This is a genomic window from Methylobacterium sp. WL1, assembly GCF_008000895.1.
Taxonomy (GTDB): Bacteria; Pseudomonadota; Alphaproteobacteria; order Rhizobiales; family Beijerinckiaceae; genus Methylobacterium.
Map to the genome: position 1 here is coordinate 5490511 of NZ_CP042823.1, position 17274 is coordinate 5507784.

The 17274-nt window shown below is 69.8% G+C and carries 14 protein-coding genes and 2 pseudogenes; 6 read left to right on the forward strand and 10 right to left on the reverse strand.

Features of this window, described 5'->3' with window-relative positions:
• The first annotated feature begins 246 nt into the window (after positions 1–246).
• The 4 genes from FVA80_RS26795 to FVA80_RS26810 are packed head-to-tail and all read left to right on the forward strand — an operon-like array spanning position 247 to position 3473.
• Positions 247–810 carry an iron transporter gene (locus tag FVA80_RS26795; protein ID WP_210248937.1) on the forward strand — a complete coding sequence of 188 codons (564 nt, stop codon included), beginning with the start codon at positions 247–249 and terminating at the stop codon, positions 808–810.
• A gap of 34 nt (positions 811–844) precedes the next feature.
• Entirely contained in the window at positions 845–1189 is a 345-nt protein-coding gene (locus tag FVA80_RS26800) for a cupredoxin domain-containing protein (RefSeq protein WP_147909269.1), read from the forward strand.
• Positions 1190–1199: 10 nt separating this feature from the next.
• On the forward strand, positions 1200–2618 hold the full coding sequence (locus tag FVA80_RS26805) for a 4Fe-4S binding protein (RefSeq protein ID WP_147909268.1): 1419 nt from the start codon (positions 1200–1202) through the stop codon (positions 2616–2618).
• A gap of 30 nt (positions 2619–2648) precedes the next feature.
• Positions 2649–3473 carry an FTR1 family protein gene (locus tag FVA80_RS26810; protein WP_147854223.1) on the forward strand — a complete coding sequence of 275 codons (825 nt, stop codon included), beginning with the start codon at positions 2649–2651 and terminating at the stop codon, positions 3471–3473.
• Between the two features lie 122 nt (positions 3474–3595).
• Here FVA80_RS26810 and sseA read toward each other — a convergent pair whose 3' ends face one another.
• Complete coding sequence (gene sseA / locus FVA80_RS26815; RefSeq protein ID WP_147909267.1) at positions 3596–4441, reverse strand: 3-mercaptopyruvate sulfurtransferase; 846 nt, start codon at positions 4439–4441, stop codon at positions 3596–3598.
• Positions 4442–4859: 418 nt separating this feature from the next.
• Between sseA and FVA80_RS26820 the strand changes: the two genes are divergently transcribed.
• Positions 4860–5093, forward strand: coding sequence for a GcrA family cell cycle regulator (locus tag FVA80_RS26820; protein WP_147856381.1), 234 nt, complete (start codon positions 4860–4862; stop codon positions 5091–5093).
• Between the two features lie 31 nt (positions 5094–5124).
• Here the strand turns inward: FVA80_RS26820 and FVA80_RS26825 are convergent, their stop codons facing one another.
• The 7 genes and pseudogenes from FVA80_RS26825 to cpaB all read right to left on the reverse strand — a co-directional run bounded on the left by FVA80_RS26825 (position 5125) and on the right by cpaB (position 13073).
• The gene (locus FVA80_RS26825) at positions 5125–6105 is read right to left on the reverse strand and encodes a type II secretion system F family protein (protein ID WP_147909266.1); all 981 of its coding nucleotides are present in this window, start codon (positions 6103–6105) and stop codon (positions 5125–5127) included.
• 26 nt (positions 6106–6131) lie between these two features.
• On the reverse strand, positions 6132–7109 hold the full coding sequence (locus FVA80_RS26830; RefSeq protein WP_147909265.1) for a type II secretion system F family protein: 978 nt from the start codon (positions 7107–7109) through the stop codon (positions 6132–6134).
• A 2-nt stretch (positions 7110–7111) separates the two neighbouring features.
• Positions 7112–8556: pseudogene (locus tag FVA80_RS26835) on the reverse strand (CpaF family protein).
• 54 nt (positions 8557–8610) lie between these two features.
• Positions 8611–9855, reverse strand: a complete 1245-nt coding sequence (locus tag FVA80_RS26840) for an AAA family ATPase (RefSeq protein ID WP_147909263.1) — start codon at positions 9853–9855, stop codon at positions 8611–8613.
• Between the two features lie 65 nt (positions 9856–9920).
• Entirely contained in the window at positions 9921–10667 is a 747-nt protein-coding gene (locus FVA80_RS26845) for a CpaD family pilus assembly protein (protein WP_147909262.1), read from the reverse strand.
• A gap of 24 nt (positions 10668–10691) precedes the next feature.
• A pseudogene (locus tag FVA80_RS26850) lies at positions 10692–12134 on the reverse strand (type II and III secretion system protein family protein); the annotation flags it as partial.
• Positions 12135–12242: 108 nt separating this feature from the next.
• Positions 12243–13073: a Flp pilus assembly protein CpaB gene (gene cpaB / locus FVA80_RS26855; RefSeq protein WP_147909261.1), complete on the reverse strand. Its 831-nt coding sequence runs from the start codon at positions 13071–13073 to the stop codon at positions 12243–12245.
• Positions 13074–13345: 272 nt separating this feature from the next.
• On the opposite strand from cpaB, the gene FVA80_RS26860 reads away from it, so the two are divergent.
• The gene (locus FVA80_RS26860; protein ID WP_147909260.1) at positions 13346–14581 is read left to right on the forward strand and encodes an ABC transporter substrate-binding protein; all 1236 of its coding nucleotides are present in this window, start codon (positions 13346–13348) and stop codon (positions 14579–14581) included.
• Between the two features lie 412 nt (positions 14582–14993).
• Here FVA80_RS26860 and FVA80_RS26865 read toward each other — a convergent pair whose 3' ends face one another.
• Together FVA80_RS26865 and FVA80_RS26870 are read right to left on the reverse strand one after the other, a co-directional pair.
• Entirely contained in the window at positions 14994–16157 is a 1164-nt protein-coding gene (locus FVA80_RS26865; protein ID WP_147909259.1) for an iron-containing alcohol dehydrogenase, read from the reverse strand.
• An 88-nt stretch (positions 16158–16245) separates the two neighbouring features.
• Positions 16246–17157 (reverse strand): LysR family transcriptional regulator, encoded by a 912-nt coding sequence (locus FVA80_RS26870; protein ID WP_246692157.1) that lies wholly within the window; start codon positions 17155–17157, stop codon positions 16246–16248.
• Between the last annotated feature and the right edge of the window lie 117 nt (positions 17158–17274).

Genomic DNA, 17274 nt, shown 5'->3' on the forward strand with positions numbered 1-17274 from the left:
CGTATTGTCGATGCCGTGCATGGCAGTGCCGTGACGATCTCCACGTCTCTCCGGCGGTCAAGATACGCGCGGACACAGCCGGCGGAATAACTTCGCTCCACGCGCAGAAACTTGATACGTCTACAGGTAAAGACCAAGAACTATCACTCGTCAGCGCTGTAATGGCGTCAGATTAGAATTGTTATCATTTGATCTGTGCCGGTTTGCCTCTTTGAAATGCCTCGTGGGAGCGTTATGTGCATCGGCATGCGCGCTCCGACTCTCTTCCCGATTCTCCGCGGCCTGGCTGCGGGTGCCCTCCTGGCGACGGCGGGGGCCGCCGCGGCCAAGGAGGTGCCGATCGGTCCGCACGTGACCAAGAACGGCCTCGAGGTCGCGGCCGTCTACCTGCAGCCGATCGAGATGGACCCGCCCGGCATGATGCGCCAAGCCGCGCAGTCGGACCTGCATCTCGAGACCGACATCCGCGCCGCCAAGGACAACCGGAACGGTTTCGCGGAGGGCGATTGGGTGCCGGCCCTCGACGTCCGGTTCGAGGCGGTGAAGCTCGACGGCGACAAGCCCACGGACCAGAAGGTCGCGGGCCAGCTGATGCCGATGGTCGCCAACGACGGCCCGCATTACGGCGACAACGTCAAGCTGTTCGGTCCCGGCCGCTACCGCCTGACGGTCACGGTGGCCCCCCCCGGCAAGGACAGTCACTTCGGCCGCCACGTCGACAAGGAGACCGGGGTCGGCCCCTGGTTCGAGCCCTTCGACGTGACCCAGGACTTCACCTTCGCCGGCGTCGGCAAGAAGGGCGCCTACTGACAAGGCGGGCGCCTCCTGAACCGTAAGGATATCCGTGTCACACTCGTCGCGCCCCGTCCGCTTCGCCGCCGCGTTCCTCGCCGTCTCCTGCGCGGCTCTCCCCGCGCGCGCCGAGGACATGCCGGTCATCAAGGTGGAGATGCGCGACGGCGTGATCCTGCCGGCGACCATCGAGGTTCCGGCCAACACCCGGTTCAAGCTGGAGATCTCGAATACCGGGCAGTCGCCGGTGGAGTTCGAGAGCACGGAGCTCAAGCGCGAGAAGGCTCTGGCCGCCGGCTCGACCTCGTCGATCGTGTTCCGCACCCTCGATCCCGGCACCTACCAGGTGTTCGACGACTTCCATCCCGAGGCGAAGGCCACCCTGGTGGCCAGGTGAGCGGGTCCCGATGGTGACTGCCCCGACCCTCCTCGCCGAGGTGCCCTCGCGCCGGGACCTGCTCGACGAGCGGCTCGCCCGCTTCGGCGACTGGCTGCGGCAGCACGGTTGGATGATCCGGGCCGTGCAGTGGGTGATCGTCGGCGTCTACGGGGTGCTGGTGATCGTGCCCGCGCTGCTGCCGCTGCCCGACAACACCGCGCATATCTGGACCAACCTGACGCTGGCCGCGCAGTTCGCATTCTGGGGCATCTGGTGGCCGTTCGTGCTCCTGAGCATGGTGCTGGTCGGCCGGGCCTGGTGCGGCGTGCTCTGCCCCGAGGGCGCCCTGAGCGAGTTCGCCAGCCGCTGGAGCCGGGGCTACGCCGTGCCGCGCTGGATCACGTGGCAGGGCTGGCCGTTCCTGGCGTTCGCCGGCACCACGGTCTACGGGCAGATGACCAGCGTCTACGGCTATCCGAAGCCGGTGCTGGCCGTGCTCGGCGGCTCGACCGTCGCGGCGATCATCGTGGGCCTGCTCTACGGCCGCAACAAGCGGGTCTGGTGCCGCTACCTCTGCCCGGTCAACGGCGTCTTCGCCGTGCTCTCGAAGCTGGCGCCGGTGAGCTTCCAGGTCGACCGCGCCGCCTGGGCCGCCTCGCCCAAGCCCGCACAGGGCGCCGAGACGTTCAACTGCGCCCCGCTGGTTCCGGTCAAGGTCATGCGCGGCGCGGGCTCCTGCCACATGTGCGGCCGCTGCAGCGGCCATCGCGGCGCGGTGCGCTTGGCCCTGCGCTCGCCCAACCACGAGATCGTCCACGTCGCCGGGAGCGAGCCGAGCCTGGAACAGACCGTGCTGATCCTGTTCGGCATGCTGGCCCTCGCGGTGGGCGCGTTCCAATGGTCGTCGAGCCCGTGGTTCGTCGAGGCCAAGCAGCTGGCCGCCACCTGGCTGATCGAGCACGGGACGACATGGCCGCTGGAGATGTCCGCGCCGTGGTTCATCCTGACGAACTACCCCGACCACAGCGACGTGATGACCCTCCTCGACGGCGGGTTGCTCCTGGCCTACATCGGCGCCGCGACCGTGTTTCTCGGGCTTGCGGTGTCGGGGATCGTGGCGCTCGCGACCGTGGCGCTCGGTGGATGGTCGCTCCGGCGCTTCCATCACCTGACGCAGACGCTGATCCCGGTGGCGGGCTGCGGCGTCTTCCTGGGCCTCTCGGCGCTGACCGTCACGTTCCTGCGCGGCGACGGCATCGTGATCCCGTACGTGTCGGAAATCCGGGCCGCCATGCTGATCGGGGCCGGCCTCTGGAGCGTGTGGCTCGCCTGGCGGGTCGCCGGCCTCGGGGCGGGTGGCCTTCAGCGGGCCGCGGCCACGGCCTGCATCGCCTCCGCGGTGACCCTCTCGGTCGCCAACTGGGTGCTTCTGTTCTGGGTCTGGTAGCGCGGTCCGCGTTCAACTGAGGAGAACGCCATGATCGGCGCGTTCATCATCGCCTTCCGCGAAGTCATCGAGGCGGGCCTGATCATCTCGATCGTGCTGGCGGCCACGCGGGGCATCCCCGGGCGGATGCGCTGGGTCCTGCTGGGCGTCGTCGGCGGCCTCGCCGGGGCCGGCCTCGTGGCGCTGTTCGCGGAAAAGATCTCCGACGCCTTCGAGGGCAGCGGCCAGGACATCCTCAACGCCGCGGTGCTGATCGTCGCGGTGCTGCTGCTGATCTGGCACAACACCTGGATGAGCAAGCACGGGAAGGAGCTCGCGGGCGAATTGCGGGCGGCCGGCGCTGCGGTGCGCTCGGGCGAGCGCGAGGCGGCCGCGCTCTCGATCGTCGTCGGCGCCGCGATCCTGCGCGAGGGCGCCGAACTCGTGCTGTTCCTCTACGGCCTCGTGGCGTCGGGCACCTCGGGCGCGGACATCCAGTTCGGCGCCTTCGCCGGCATCGGCGCCGGGATCCTCCTCTCCGCGGTGACCTATCTCGGCCTCGCCGCGATCCCGAGCCGCTACGTGTTCTCGATCACCAGCGTGCTGATCATCTTCCTCGCCGCAGGGCTCGCCGCGCAGGCGGCACAGTTCCTGGCCAATGCCGGTGTGGTGGATGTCCTCGGCCAGACCCTGTGGAACAGCTCCGGGGTGATCGCGGAGAATTCCTGGCCGGGCCGGGTGCTGCACGCCCTGGTCGGCTACACCGACCGGCCGACCGCCCTGCAGGGGCTGGTCTATCTCGGCACCATCGCGGTGATGGTCGGGCTGATGCAGTGGAGTTCCGCCGACAAGCGCCGGACGGTGCGCACCGCCTGAGGTCCGGGTTCCCAAAGGGCTCAGCCCTTTGGCGGGTCGTCAGGGCAGAGCCCTGATGATGGACCAGGGCTCCGCCCTGGACCCGCAAAAGATCGCCGACCTTTTGAAACCCGGCTTTGGCGTTATCCGCCCGTCGCGACCGGGCGCGCGGTGTCCGCGCCCCATTCCGACCACGAACCGTCGTAGAGGCCGCGGGCGGGCTGGCCCAGGGTCTCCAGTGCCAGTGCGATGATCGCCGCGGTCACGCCGGAACCGCAGGTGGTCACGATCGGCCGGTCGGGATCGATGCCGGCCTCTGCGAACACTGTCTCCAACTCTTCCGGGCTCTTCAGCCGGCCGTCCCGTTGAAGCGACGCGTAGTGCAGGTTGTGTGCGCCGGGCATGTGCCCGGGCCGCACCCCCGGCCGCGGCTCCGGCTCCTCGCCGCGGAAGCGGGTGGCCGAGCGGGCGTCGACCACTTGGGCCGAGCCGGACTCCAGGGCCCGGGCGACGTCGTTGGCGTCCGCCACGGCGCCGTGGTCGAGCCGGGCGGTGAAGTGGCGCCGCTCGCGCGGGGCCGGGTCGCCGTCCTCCGTGGCGTAGCCTGCGGCGGTCCAGGCGGGCAGGCCGCCATCCAGCACCAGCGCGTCGCGCACCCCGAAGGTCTTGAGCATCCACCAGACCCGCGGTGCCGAGAACAGGCCCTGGCCGTCATAGACGACGATCTGCATGCCGTCGCCGACGCCCAGCGCCCGCATCCGCGAGGCGAACACGTCGGAGCGCGGCAGCATGTGCGGCAGGCTCGATTCGGTGTCGCTCATGGCGTCGAGGTCGAAGCGCAGAGCCCCCGGGATGTGCGCGGCCCGATACTCGGCCGCGGCGTCGCGACCGGCGGCGGGCAGGTACCACGAGGCGTCGAGCACCACGATGTCGGGCGCCGCGAGGCGCTCGTGCAGCCATTCGGGGGTGACGAGGGGCGGGTGGGCCATAATCCGCTATCCGGCTCTGTTCGCGCGAGGGGCCACCAAACCACAGGCCGGAGCCTGTTGCACGCCCGGTCGCCGGCCGGAGACTTCGCGGTCGGGCGGTTTCGTCAGGCCCCCGGGCGGACCGGCGCGGGGCCGCGATCCCGCGGCCAGCTACGCACCCGGCACCGTGGTCCGATGCAGCGAATGCACGCTGGTCTTGTTTTCAATCGTTGTAACCCCAGTTACGACAACACGATGACGCTCACCGCGCCAGCCGTCGAGGCCGGCTCGGGCGGGTCGCCCCCGATGCCGTTCCGCGAGACGCCAGTCCCGGACACGCGAGACGGGGCCGCCGCCTGAAGGAGGAGCGTTCGATCCTCCCTCTCTGCCGAGGCGCCCGCGCCGACCGTGCAGCCTGCTTATTGAGCCGATCACCCCCATGAATCAACTCGTCCGCATGTCTCAGATCGGTGATGCCGAGGGCGTCCAGGAGCCGTCGGCGGACCTGCGCGTGCCCTTCGCGCAATCCGGTGCCTTCGTGTGCAAGTACATCATCGGCGAGCCGAACGACCGCGCCGTCTGCTGCGGCGCGCCGGTCTCCGACGGCAAGAGCTGGTGCGCGTTCCACCGGCGCATCGTGTTCGAGCCGACCCGCCCCGGCCGTATCCGCTGAGCGTCTGATCGATCAGGCTCCGCGCCGGCCGTCACTGCGTCCGCATGACCTGGATGACGGCGGGCGTGATGATGACGACGAACAGCACCGGCAGGAAGAACAGGATCATCGGCACGGTCAGCTTGGGTGGCAGGCTGGCCGCCTTCTTCTCCGCGTCGTTCATGCGCTGGTCGCGGCTCTCCTGGCTCAGCACCCGGAGCGCTTGGCCGATCGGCGTGCCGTAGCGCTCGGCCTGGATCAGGGCGGTCGCGACCGACTTGACCGGCTCCAGCCCGGTGCGCAGCGACAGGTTCTCGTAGGCCTGCCGCCTGTCGGGCAGGAACGACATCTCGGCCGTCATCAGGGCCAGCTCTTCGGCCAGCACCACCGAGGACGTGGCGATCTCGGTGCTGACCTTCCGGAACGCGTTCTCGACCGCCATCCCCGATTCGACGCAGATCAGCGTCAGGTCGAGGGCATCCGGCCAGGCCCGCTTGATCTCGGCCTGCCGCTTCTTGGCGGTGTTGACCAGGAACAGCTCCGGCGCCTTGATGCCGATATAGGCCGCGCCGATCACCATCCCGATCCGCATCAGGTAGGTGGCGTCGATCGCCTCGAGCACGAACAGGTAGAATACGGCCGCGATCACCGAGGCCACCGGGACGATCAGGCGGAAGAACAGGAACGTCGTCTCGGCGCCCTGGCCGCGATAGCCCGCCATCATCAGCTTGCGCTTGGCGGTATCGGTGCCGAGCCAGCGGTGCAGCTGATACCGGTCGACGATGGACTTCATGTAGGCCTTGGGCGCCACGCGCAGGGTCGCCCGGTCGTTCGGCCGGGCCCGGTCCGCCTGGCGCTCCCGCCGCCGGATGAGCTCGCGCTCGTCGCTGACGATCTTCATCCGCTTGGCGAGCTTGTCCGACTCGAAGAAGGGCTGTGCCACCGCGAAGGCGGTCGCGCCCGCCGCGACGGCGGTCAGCAGCGTGCCCATGAAGCGGGGATCGAACAGCTTCTCCGCGATGGCGTCGATCATGGGACGGGATCCGGATCCAACGGGGCTCAGAAGTCGAAGGCGATCATCTTCTTGATCGTGAAGACGCCGATCGACATCCAGATCGCCGCCCCCACCAGCGCGATCGTGCCGACATCCGTCGTCCAGAGCAGCGAGATGTAATCCGGGCTGGTGAGCGTGGTGATGCCCGCCACGCCGAAGGGCAGGCACGCGATGATCGAGGCCGAGGCCTTGGCTTCCATGCTCATCGCCTGGACCTTGCCGCGCATCTTGGCCCGGTCGCGCAGCACCACCGAGAGGTTGTTCAACGCCTCCGACAGGTTGCCGCCCGATTGCTGCTGGATGTTGATCACGATCGCGAAGAAGTTGACCTCCGCGGTCGGCACCCGCTCGAACAGGCGCGAGACCGCCTCGCCGAGCGAGAGCCCCATCGCCTGGGTCTCGATCACCGTCCGGAACTCGCTGCGCACCGGCTCCTCGGCCTCGCGCGAGACCATGCGGAAGCAGTCGCCCACCGGGATGCCGGTGCGGATGCCGCGCACCACCACGTCCACCGCGTTGGGCAGCTCCTTGTTGAACTTCGCGATGCGCCGGAGCCGCAGGTGGCGCAGCAGCCAGGCGGGGACGCCGAAGCCCCCCGCGAAGGCAGCGCCGGCCGCCGCCACGGGGCTGTCGGTGACGATGAACAGCAGCAGGCCGAGGATCGCGGCGCTGGCCCCCGAGACCGTGTAGAAGGTCCGCTTGGTCCAGCTCAGGCCGGCGCGGGCGAGCTTCAGCTCCAGCGTCGCCGTGTTGGCGTTCTTGGCCTTCGCCTCGATCTCGCTCAGCGTCTTGGCGACCTGCTCCCGCCGGTTGACCGCGACCCCGCGCACCGCCGCCCCGGAGGCCGTGACGCCGATCGACTTCAACCGCTTGCTCGCCCGGCGCTGACCGCCGAGCAGCGGCAGCACCGCCACGTAGGCCACGGCCGCCACGGCGATGCCGATCAGGCCGGCGGCGAGCGGGAGCTGGGACGAATCCGCCATGGTCACGCCCCGTCGACGATCTCGGCGGCGTCGAGCGCCTCGCCGAGCCGGCGGTCGAGGCCGTAGTAGCGGGCGCGCTCCCAGAATTTCGGCCGGCCGACGCCGGTGGAGCGATGGCGCCCGATCAGCTTGCCGTTCGGGTCCTCGCCGACGATGTCGTAGAGGAAGATGTCCTGCGTGGTGATGACGTCGCCCTCCATCCCCAGCACCTCGGTGATGTGGGTGATGCGGCGGGAGCCGTCGCGCAGGCGCATGGCCTGGATCACCACGTCGATCGAGCCGCAGATCATCTCGCGCAGGGTCTTCGACGGCAGCGTGAACCCGCCCATCGAGATCATCGACTCGATGCGCGACAGGCATTCGCGCGGGCTGTTGGCGTGGAGCGTGCCCATCGAGCCGTCATGGCCGGTGTTCATCGCCTGCAGCAGGTCGAACGCCTCGGGGCCGCGGACCTCGCCGACGATGATCCGCTCGGGCCGCATGCGCAGGCAGTTCTTGACGAGGTCGCGCATGGTGACCTGCCCCTGGCCCTCCATGTTGGGCGGGCGCGTCTCCAGGCGGACGACGTGGGGCTGCTGGAGCTGCAATTCGGCCGCGTCCTCGCAGGTGATGACCCGCTCGTCGTGCTCGATGAAGGCCGTGAGGCAGTTCAGCAGGGTGGTCTTGCCCGAGCCGGTGCCGCCCGAGATGACCACGTTGCAGCGCGACTGGCCGATGATCTTCAGGACCTCGGCACCCTCCGGGGAGATCGCCCCGAAGCGCACGAGCTGTTCGAGGGTCAGCTTGTCCTTCTTGAACTTGCGGATCGTGAGCGCCGGTCCGTCGATGGACAGCGGCGGTGCGATGACGTTGACGCGGGAGCCGTCCGGCAGGCGCGCGTCGCAGATCGGCGAGGCGTCGTCGACCCGGCGGCCGACTTGGCTGACGATCCGCTGGCAGATGTTCATCAGCTGCTGGTTGTCGCGGAAGCGGACATTGGTCAGCTGGATCTTGCCGTCGACCTCGATGAAGGTCCGGTTGGCGCCGTTGACCATGATGTCGGCGATGTCGTCGCGGGCGAGCAGCGGCTCCAGCGGGCCGTAGCCGAGCACGTCGTTGCAGATGTCGTCGAGCAGCTCTTCCTGCTCGGCGATCGACAGGACGATGTTCTTGAGCCCGATGATCTCCGTGACGATGTCGCGGATCTCCTCACGGGCGGTCTCGGCGTCGAGGCGCGAGAGCTGCGTGAGGTCGATCGCCTCGATCAGGGCGCCGAAGATCAGGCTCTTGGTCCGGTAATAATCCTCGGAGCGCGGGTTCTCGACCGCCACCGGGGCGGCGGGCTTGGCGGCGGCTTGGGCGCCGGGGCGGAATCGCGCAGCACCGGCGCCGTCGGCACGGCGGCCCGCGCGTGCGGGACCGGTGCGGGCGCCGTCGGGGCGGCTCCGGATTGTCGCCTACCAAACATGGGTCAGCTCCAAGGCGCCCGCGCGTGGCATCGTCCCGGCGACGGTCTCGCGCATCACGAGGCCTTGCGGCCGGCGAGCTTGGCCAGCAGCGGCTCCAGCAGGCTCGACTTGCTGCGCCGGGTCTCCGGGCGCCCGAGGGTGACCGCCGCCAGGTCGTTGAACAGCTCCGCCACCTTCGAGCCGGCCTGGATCTCGGCGATCATCTGGCCGTTGTTGGCAGCGGTGCCGAACAGGGTCGGCTCAAACGGGATCGTGGCCGCGATCGGCGCGTCCAGGGCCTTGGCGAACTCGGCCGTGCCGATCTCCGGCCGCTTGGCCATGCCGACGCCGTTGAGCAGGATCCGGGGCGGCTGGTCGTTCGGGCGACCGTGCTTGAGCGCCCCGAGCAGGTTCTTGGCGTTGCGCAGGCAGGCGAGGTCGGGCCCGGCGACGATCAGGATCTCGTCGGCCGCGGTGAGCACGCGCTTCGACCACGCGTTCCACTGGTGCGGGATGTCGAGGACGACGCAGGGCACGCTGGCGCGCAGGTACTCGATCAGAGAATCGAAGGCCGGCTCGGACAGGTCGATGGTCCGGTCGAGGCTCGCCGGGGCCGAGAGCAGGCTCAGGTTGTCGCTGCACTTCGACAGCAGCCGCTCGACCAGGGCTGAATCCAGGCGCTCGGGGGCGAATACCGCCTCGGCGATGCCCTGCGGCGGGTCCTGGTTGAAGTTGAGCGAGGCGGTGCCGAAGGCGATGTCGAGGTCGGCGATCACGGTCTGGACGCCCTGGTTGCGGGCGACCGACCAGGCGAAGTTGTGCGCCACCGTGGAGGCCCCGATGCCGCCCTTGACGCCGTAGACCGCCACGGTGCGGCCCACCGGTTTGACGCCCGGCGCCGTGAACAGGTCGGAGATCGCCGCGATCAGGGTCAGCGGATCCACCGGCGCCATCAGGTAGTCGGAGACGCCGCGCTGGATCAGCTGCCGGTACAGGGTCACGTCGTTGACGTGGCCGATCACCAGGACGCGGGTGCCCTCGTCGCAGACTTCGGCCAGGGCATCGAGGCACTCGACCGGCTTCGAGCGCACGCCCTGCGTCTCGATGACGACGACGTTGGGGGTCGGCGCGTGCCGGTAGGCCTCGATCGCGGCGGCACCGCCGCCCATGCGGACCTTGACCTGGGCCTTCTGCATGCGCCGGTCGAGGGCTGCGCCCTCGATCATCGCGGCGGTCTCGCCGGTCTCGCAGAAGGCCTGGATCGTGATCCGGGGCACCGGGGCGATCGTGCGCTCGGATGTCTCGGACGGGTCCGCCATGACGGCACTTTCGGGTTCGTGGTCGAGTCGCGGCGTCGGGGACCAGGGGGCGCGCACCGTTCGTCCTAGTTGGTGACTTGGGACTTGACGGCGTTGGTCCCATCTTGCCGCCATGTGGTTGACGGATCCTTGCCTTCCCGCAACTGGCCGATGTCCCGGACGCGCTTGACCGTGTCGATCCGGCCCTCCGGCCGGCCGCGCACCAAGTCGACGGGATCGGCCACCTGGGCGGCGAGCGTGGCCTGGGTGGCGCAACCGAGATTCCAGCTCGGGCGGTTGCCGTAATCGGACGCGAAGTTCGAGGTGCCGAGATCCTGGGGCCATAATCCGCACTGGTCGGCGACCTTGGCCTGCATGCGCTGGAAGCTTAGGCGAATCGGCGCGGCGAGGCCGGGGGCCGCGACCGGATAGGCCGACAGGGTGACCTCGCGGGCGCCGACGCCGTCCTCGGTGCCGCGCCGGCTCAAGGCCGCGGCCGTGCGCTCCACGGCGGCGGCCTGCGCCGGCGGCAGGCCCCGGGGCACCTCGATCAGGATCCCGCCGCGGCCGTAGCGGCGGTATTCCAGCATGAAGGCGTCGATGTCGCCGGCCTGGCGCGGGTCGAGATGGCCCGGCCCGGTGGCGAACACGTCGAGACTGCGGGTGCCGTCGGCCAGGACGATCGGGTGGCGCGCCCGGTAATCCGACAGGTCGATCCCCCCGGTGGTGGCGGGCTCGCCCTTGCAGGCGGCGGCCAGCAATCCGAGCGCGCAGGCGGCCAGGAGGTTGGACTGGGCGGGCAGGGAACGTCGGGGCAGGGAACGTCGGGTCATGGATCCGGTCCTGGAAGCGGGGCGCTACTCGACGATGAAGCCGACGCGGCCACGATAGGTGCGCCCGAGCGGGGCGGCGCCGACCTTGCCGTAGAGGCGGTTGACCTGCCCGAGCAGCACCGCCTGCCCGTCGGTGGCGTCGACGAAGTTGTCGTCGGGCCGGGTCACCTGCTTGGGCTCCATCGCTCGGGCGATGAACGGGGTGCACATGATCATCAGCTCGGTCTCCATGCGCTGGTAGTCCCGGGACCGGAACAGCGCGCCGAGGATCGGCAAGTTCACCAGGCCGGGCAGGCCGGTGATCGCCTGCTTGTTGACCTGCTGGATCAGGCCGGCGGTCATCATCACGCCGCCCGACGGCAGCTCGACCGTGGTCTCGGAGCGGCGCACCCGAGTGCCGGGGACAGCTACCGTCGAGTTGCCGACCGTGTAGTTGAAGCTCTGCTGCGGATCGATCTCAGTTACGTCCGTGGCGACGCGGATCGAGATCCGATTGTCGGCCAGAACCACGGGCGTGAAGGACAAGGCGACGCCGTAGGGCTTGAAGGTGATTCCCGGTGTGCATACGCCGCCGACTGCGCAGGTGGCCGACGACGGCACCGGGAATTCGCCGCCGGCCAGGAACTTTGCGGCTTCGCCGGAGATCGCTGTCAGTGTCGGCTCGGCGAGAATGCGCGATACGCCCGCTTGCTCGAAAGCTTTCAACGTCGCCTGCAGCGAGAAGCCTGCGCCTTGGGCCGATACCGCGATCTGATTGGTGCCGGCGATGTTGCCGTTGATCGGGAACGGCAACGAGTTCGAGATGAGGTTGGACACTCCGGTCTGCTTGCCGCTCGCCACATCGTAGATACCGCTCAGCGGATTCAACGCCGACCAATTGCCGGTCATGTTGATCCCGAACTGCTTCAGTACGGTGCGGGACACCTCGACCACGGTGACGCGCAGCATCACCTGGTCCTTGTTGCGGATCGTCAGGTTGTTGATCACCGCGCCCCGCGCCCCGGCCGAGACGCCGCCGCTCAGCGCACCGGTGGCGGCCGCGGCCCCGCCCAGGCCGACGAAGGCGTTGGCGATGTCGATCGCCTGCTGGGCGTCCGAGGAGGAGTTGACCGAGCCCGACAGCAGCACCGAGGCGCCCGACGAGCGCACGTCGAAGCGACCGCCCGGGATGCTCTGGCCGAGCAGTTCGCGCAAAGTCCCGAGGTTCAGGTCCCGGGCCACGGTCACGTCGAGGGCGGCGATCTGGCGGCCCTCGGCGTCGAGGATGAAGATCGAGGTCGCGCCGTCGGCCATGCCGATCACGAACACCTTCCGGGTCGAGCGGACCACCGCGTTGGCCACCGCCGGGTTGGCGACGAACACCTCCTTGGCGTCCCGCGGCAGGTCGACGATCACCGAGCGGCCCGCGGTCAGCTCGACCCGGCGGGACGAGGCGGCCTCCGCCGAGCCGACGGTGAGCACCGGCGCGGGCCCGAGCGTCGGCCGTTCCTGCCGAGGGCGGGGCCCCGGCCACCAGGGCGAGCAGCGCGAGGACGCGCGCCGGGCGGAGGAGGGTCGGCAGGTCGGTCATGGGGGTCACGGCGTCTGCTGCCGCGCGACGCCGAAGCGCACGACGGTCAATCCGGGTTCGGGCGTCTGCGCCATCGCGGCCTCGCCCGGATGGGCTTCGACCGGCTGGGCCTCGGGGGGGCGTCCCGCATCCGCGAGGCTGCGCAGCGACAGCGACAGCGTGCCGACCTTCTGGGCGAGCGTCAGCGTCTCGGCCTGGGCGGGGGTGACGGCGAGCGTGGCGGTCTCGCCGGTGACGACGTTGGTGCCGTTCTTCTCCTGGATCAGCTGACCGATCGCGAGGACGCGGATATCGGTCAGGATCGTCTGGGAGAGCTGCACCTCGCTGTTGTTGGCGCGCGAGTTCGCGTCGTCGCGAAAGGTGCGGATCACGTCGATGCGGTCGTTGGGCAGGATGAAGCCGCCGGCGGAGTTGGTGCCGCGGCTGTCGGTGACGATGGCGACCGCGCGCATCCCGGAGGGCAGGATCGCGGCCATGAACCCGCTGTCGGGCCGGACCAGCTTCTGCGCCCGGATCGGCTCGCCGGCGAGGAAGCTCGAACGCACGGAGGCGCCGACCGTCTCGTCCAGCGCCTTCGCGTTGTCCTTGCGGCTGATGTAGCCCGCCGTCATGGCGGCATCCGGCCAGGGCTGCCAGCGCAGGTCCGCGGCCCGTAGCACCTGGCCCATGGGCATGTCGGCGGCGGCCACCAGCACCTCGGTCGTCGGGGCCGGCGGCGGTTGCTCGGCCTTCGGGGCCGGCGGCGGCGGAGGCGGGTCGCCGCCGCTCATCAGGAAGGCCGCCCCGCTGCCCGCTGCGAGGGCGATGCCGAGGACGGCGAGACGGGCTGGATTCATCGCATCGCCACGCGCCGGAGACGGCCGAATTGCCGTCCATCCCCGGACCCTGGGGGGCCATTCGTGTACTTATGGTTAAGGTATTATAACTGCGCCGGTCGGATACGGTCCGGAAACGGGGCGGTTGCAGGGCCTGTCACAACCGGCGCGATCTCTCACCTGCGGCCCAATCCTGGCCGTGGCGCAGCATCCGCGGCTGCAATAGTCTTCGCCCGAACCCGCGTCAGAATCGGGTGCTCGGATCATCCGGGCAAAACATGCCGGGGAGTGACATGATCAGGACATTTGGCGGTGCGGTGCTGGTCACCGCCCTGGCTCTGGGCTCGGGCCCGGCGGCCGCCCAGGGTGCCGCGGCCGGCGCCTTCTCGGGCAACGCGCTGCGCATCGGCGTGCTCAACGACCAGTCCGGCCTCTATGCCCAGTTCGGCGGCCAGGGCTCCGTGGAGGCCGCCCGCATGGCGGTGGAGGATTTCGGCGGCAAGGTCGACGGCGTGCCGATCGAGATCCTCGCGGCCGACCACCAGAACAAGCCGGACATCGCCTCGGGCATCGCCCGGCAATGGTACGACCGCGACGGCGTCGACGCGATCATGGAATTGACCACCTCGTCGGTGGCGCTGGCGGTCCAGGGCCTGTCCCGCGAGAAGAAGAAGATCACGATCACCACCGGGGCGGCCTCCAGCGACCTCACCGGCAAGGCGTGCACGCCCTACGGCTACCACTGGGCCTACGACACCCGCGCGCTGGCGGTCGGCACCGGCGGCGCGCTGACCCGGGCCGGCGGCGACACCTGGTTCTTCCTCACCGCCGACTACGCCTTCGGCTCGGCGCTGGAGGCCGATACCAGCCGCGTCGTGCTGGCCAACAACGGCAAGGTGCTGGGCAGCGTCCGCCACCCGCTCTCGAACCAGGACTTCTCCTCGTTCCTGCTTCAGGCGCAGGGCTCGAAGGCCAAGGTGATCGGGCTCGCCAATGCTGGGCTGGACACCTCCAACGCGATCAAGCAGGCGGCCGAGTACGGCATCGTCGAGGGCGGCCAGAAGCTCGCGGCCCTGCTGTTCACCCTCTCGGAGGTGGAGGGGCTCGGCCTCAAGGTCGCGCAGGGCCTGACCCTGACCGAGGGCTGGTACTGGGATGCCAACGACGAGACCCGCGCCTTCGGCCAGCGCTACATGAAGCGCACCGGCCGGATGCCCAACATGATCCAGGCCGGCACCTACTCGGCCGTGCTGTCCTACCTGAAGGCCGTCAAGGCCGCCGGCACCGACGAGACCGAGGCGGTCAACGCCAAGCTCAAGGCGCTCCCGGTGGACGACGTGTTCGCCCACGGCGGCACGGTGCAGCCGAACGGCCGCATGGTGCACGACATGTACCTGTTCGAGGTCAAGAAGCCGGCCGAGTCGAAGGGCCCGTGGGACCTCTACAAGCAACTCGCGACCATCCCGGGCAAGGAAGCCTACGCGAGCCCGGCCGAGAGCGGCTGCCCGCTGACGGCGGCGGCGAAGTAATAGGCGCTCTTATCGTGAGGCGAGGGCCGTCAAGGATTTGAAGGCCCTTGCTCTTGCAGAACGCGACGCGCTCCCTTCCCCGCACGGGCTACGATATTCTCACATCGCTGCCGGATTTGGGCCAAGGCTAACCCCAGACGCGTCTCCCTCCCCCCTCCGCGGGGGAGGGTGGGCCGGCCGTCAGGCCGGGTCGGGAGAGGGGAACCCGGCTTCCGGAAGAAGGCCGCGCAGGGGTGAAGGCCGGCGCTTTCTCCTGCACCGTCGCTCCCCTCTCCCGACCCCCTTCGGGGGCCACTCTCCCCCGCAAAGGGGGGAGGGAGAGCCGCGGTGTCTCCCGTGTGTTCTGCCGACCCGATGTGTGAATCCGCAAGCTCGTACGGGCGAGGAGACCAGCGCTTTTCACCAGCGACGATTAGGCCGCCCAGACCCGCCGGTACAGCGCCTGGATCTCCTCCGCGCTCGGCTCGACCGGGTTGTTGGCGGGGGACCCGGAGGCGAGCGCCTGCGCGGCCATGGTCGGGATTAGGGCTTCCCAGCGGGCCGGGTCGATCCCGTATTCCCGGGGTCCGGGCACGTCGAGGTCGTCGTTGAGGGCCTCGAGTTCCGCCACCAGGGCGTTGACGGCGGCCCGGTCATCGCCGTCGAGGCCGGGGATGCCCATGGCCCGGGCGCAGGCGGCGTAGCGCGCCACCGCGGCGGGGGCCGAGAAGGCCGTCACCACCGGCAGCAGCATCGCGTTCGAGAGCCCGTGCGCCACGTGGAAATGCGCGCCGATCGGCCGGCTCATGCCGTGGACCAGCGCCACCGACGCGTTCGAGAAGGCGATGCCGGCCTGGGTCGCGCCGAGCATCATCGCCTCCCGGGCCGCCCGGTCGCTGGGGTCGGTCCAGACCCGGCGCAGGTTCGGCGCGATCAGGCGCATCGCCTGGAGCGCGAGCCCGTCCGAGAACAGGTTGGATTTGCGCGAGACGTAGGCCTCGATGGCGTGGGTCAGCGCATCGATGCCGGTATCGGCGGAGAGGCGCTTGGGCTTGGTCAGGGTCAGTTCGTAGTCGACCAGCGCGGCCACCGGCAGGTAGGCCAGCCCGATGCAGAGCATCTTCTCGTCCGAGGTCTCGTCGGTGACGATGGTGAAGCGGGTCGCCTCCGAGCCGGTGCCGGCCGTGGTGGGGATCGCCACGATCGGCAGGCCGGGCTCGTCCTGCAGGCGGGGCGCCTTGTAGTTGCGCATGTGGCCCCCGTGGCGGCCGAGCACCGCCACCGCCTTCGCGGTGTCCATCGGGCTGCCGCCGCCGAAGCCGACCACGCAGTCGAAGTCGCCGGCCTTGAGCGCGGCGAGCGCCGCCTCCACGGAAGCCACGGTCGGGTCCGGCACGGTCTCGGAGAAGATGGTTCCGCGGGCCCCCGCGCTGGCGAGCCGTTCGAGCAGCGTGTCGGTGCGGCCGCTGCTGACGAGATAGGGGTCGGTGACCACGAAGGGGCGGGACAGGCCGAGCTGGCCCAGGATCTCCGGCAGCAGCCGCGAGGCGCCGGCGCCGATGCGCATCAGCCGCGGCAGGGCGATCGAGGCAACCATGTTATTGATCCTTGGCTTAGAGACGGTTCGGGCCTTCCGGTAACTGTCGATCTTAGGACTTGGGCCGCCGCCGCGAAACCGCCGGTGCTTACACGGACGGCCCGGCGAACAGCGCGCCCGCCGCCTCGACCTCGCCGGCGATGAAGCCCGCCACCGCCCGGATATGGGCCGCCTTCCGGTGGTCCTCGTGGATGTGCATGTGGAACGAGCGGGTCAGCGACACCGCCCCGGGCAGGACCGGCGCCAGCCCGGGATGGGCCGCCGCGATGAAGGCCGGCAGGATGCACAAGCCGGCGCCGTTCAGGGTCGCGTGGACCTGGGCGAGCAGGTTGGTCGAGCGCAGCCGCGCCGAGACAGCCGGTTCGAGCGCGCCGAGATAGTTCAGCTCGCGCGCGAACAGCATGTCCTCGATATAGCCGACGAACGGATGCGCCGTGAGGTCCGGGATGCCGGCGATCGCGGGCGCTGCCGCGAGGTAAGCCTCGGATCCGTAGACGAACAGCCGGTAATCGGTGAGGCGGCGCGCCACCACCCGGGCCTGCTGCGGGGTCGACAGCCCGATGACGATGTCAGCCTCGCGCTTCGACAGGCTGAAGATCCGGGCTGTGGCCATGATCTCGACCTCCAGCCCCGGGTGACGCTCGGTCAGCCGGTGCATCCGCGAGGCCAGGAACACGCTGCCGAACCCGTCCGGGGCCCCGATCCGCACGGTGCCGGAGACGGATTGCGCGCCGGCCTCCGTGGCGGCGCTGGCGGACAGGAAGGCGCTCTCCATGGCCTCGGCCACGGCCATCAGGTTGGCGCCGTCCTCGGTGAGCGCGTAGCCGACGTTGCTGCGGTGGAACAGGCGGGCGCCGAGGCCTTCCTCCAGCGCGCGGATCCGACGCCCCACGGTGGTGTGCTCGGTGCCGGTCCGGGTCGCGGCGGCGCTCAGGGTGCCGGTGCGCGCCACCGCCAGGAAGAAGCGCAGATCGTCCCAGTTGCGTCCAGCCCGGCTCATGGTCGCAAACCCGCTGTGCATCGATGCACGACGGATGTAAGCGCATCCGGCTTTATCGTTCAAGCGATCCTGTTAGGCTGCGCCAAAACCAAACCCAACACGACATCAGGGAGGCGC

Coding starts and splice junctions, on each gene's coding strand:
- FVA80_RS26795 (WP_210248937.1), top strand. CDS start 247: ATGCGCGCTCCGACTCTCTTCCCGATTCTCCGCGGCCTGGCTGCGGGT.
- FVA80_RS26805 (WP_147909268.1), top strand. CDS start 1,200: ATGGTGACTGCCCCGACCCTCCTCGCCGAGGTGCCCTCGCGCCGGGAC.
- FVA80_RS26810 (WP_147854223.1), top strand. CDS start 2,649: ATGATCGGCGCGTTCATCATCGCCTTCCGCGAAGTCATCGAGGCGGGC.
- sseA (WP_147909267.1), bottom strand. CDS start 4,441: ATGGCCCACCCGCCCCTCGTCACCCCCGAATGGCTGCACGAGCGCCTC.
- FVA80_RS26820 (WP_147856381.1), top strand. CDS start 4,860: ATGAATCAACTCGTCCGCATGTCTCAGATCGGTGATGCCGAGGGCGTC.
- FVA80_RS26825 (WP_147909266.1), bottom strand. CDS start 6,105: ATGATCGACGCCATCGCGGAGAAGCTGTTCGATCCCCGCTTCATGGGC.
- FVA80_RS26830 (WP_147909265.1), bottom strand. CDS start 7,109: ATGGCGGATTCGTCCCAGCTCCCGCTCGCCGCCGGCCTGATCGGCATC.
- FVA80_RS26840 (WP_147909263.1), bottom strand. CDS start 9,855: ATGGCGGACCCGTCCGAGACATCCGAGCGCACGATCGCCCCGGTGCCC.
- FVA80_RS26845 (WP_147909262.1), bottom strand. CDS start 10,667: ATGACCCGACGTTCCCTGCCCCGACGTTCCCTGCCCGCCCAGTCCAAC.
- cpaB (WP_147909261.1), bottom strand. CDS start 13,073: ATGAATCCAGCCCGTCTCGCCGTCCTCGGCATCGCCCTCGCAGCGGGC.
- FVA80_RS26860 (WP_147909260.1), top strand. CDS start 13,346: ATGATCAGGACATTTGGCGGTGCGGTGCTGGTCACCGCCCTGGCTCTG.
- FVA80_RS26865 (WP_147909259.1), bottom strand. CDS start 16,157: ATGGTTGCCTCGATCGCCCTGCCGCGGCTGATGCGCATCGGCGCCGGC.
- FVA80_RS26870 (WP_246692157.1), bottom strand. CDS start 17,157: ATGAGCCGGGCTGGACGCAACTGGGACGATCTGCGCTTCTTCCTGGCG.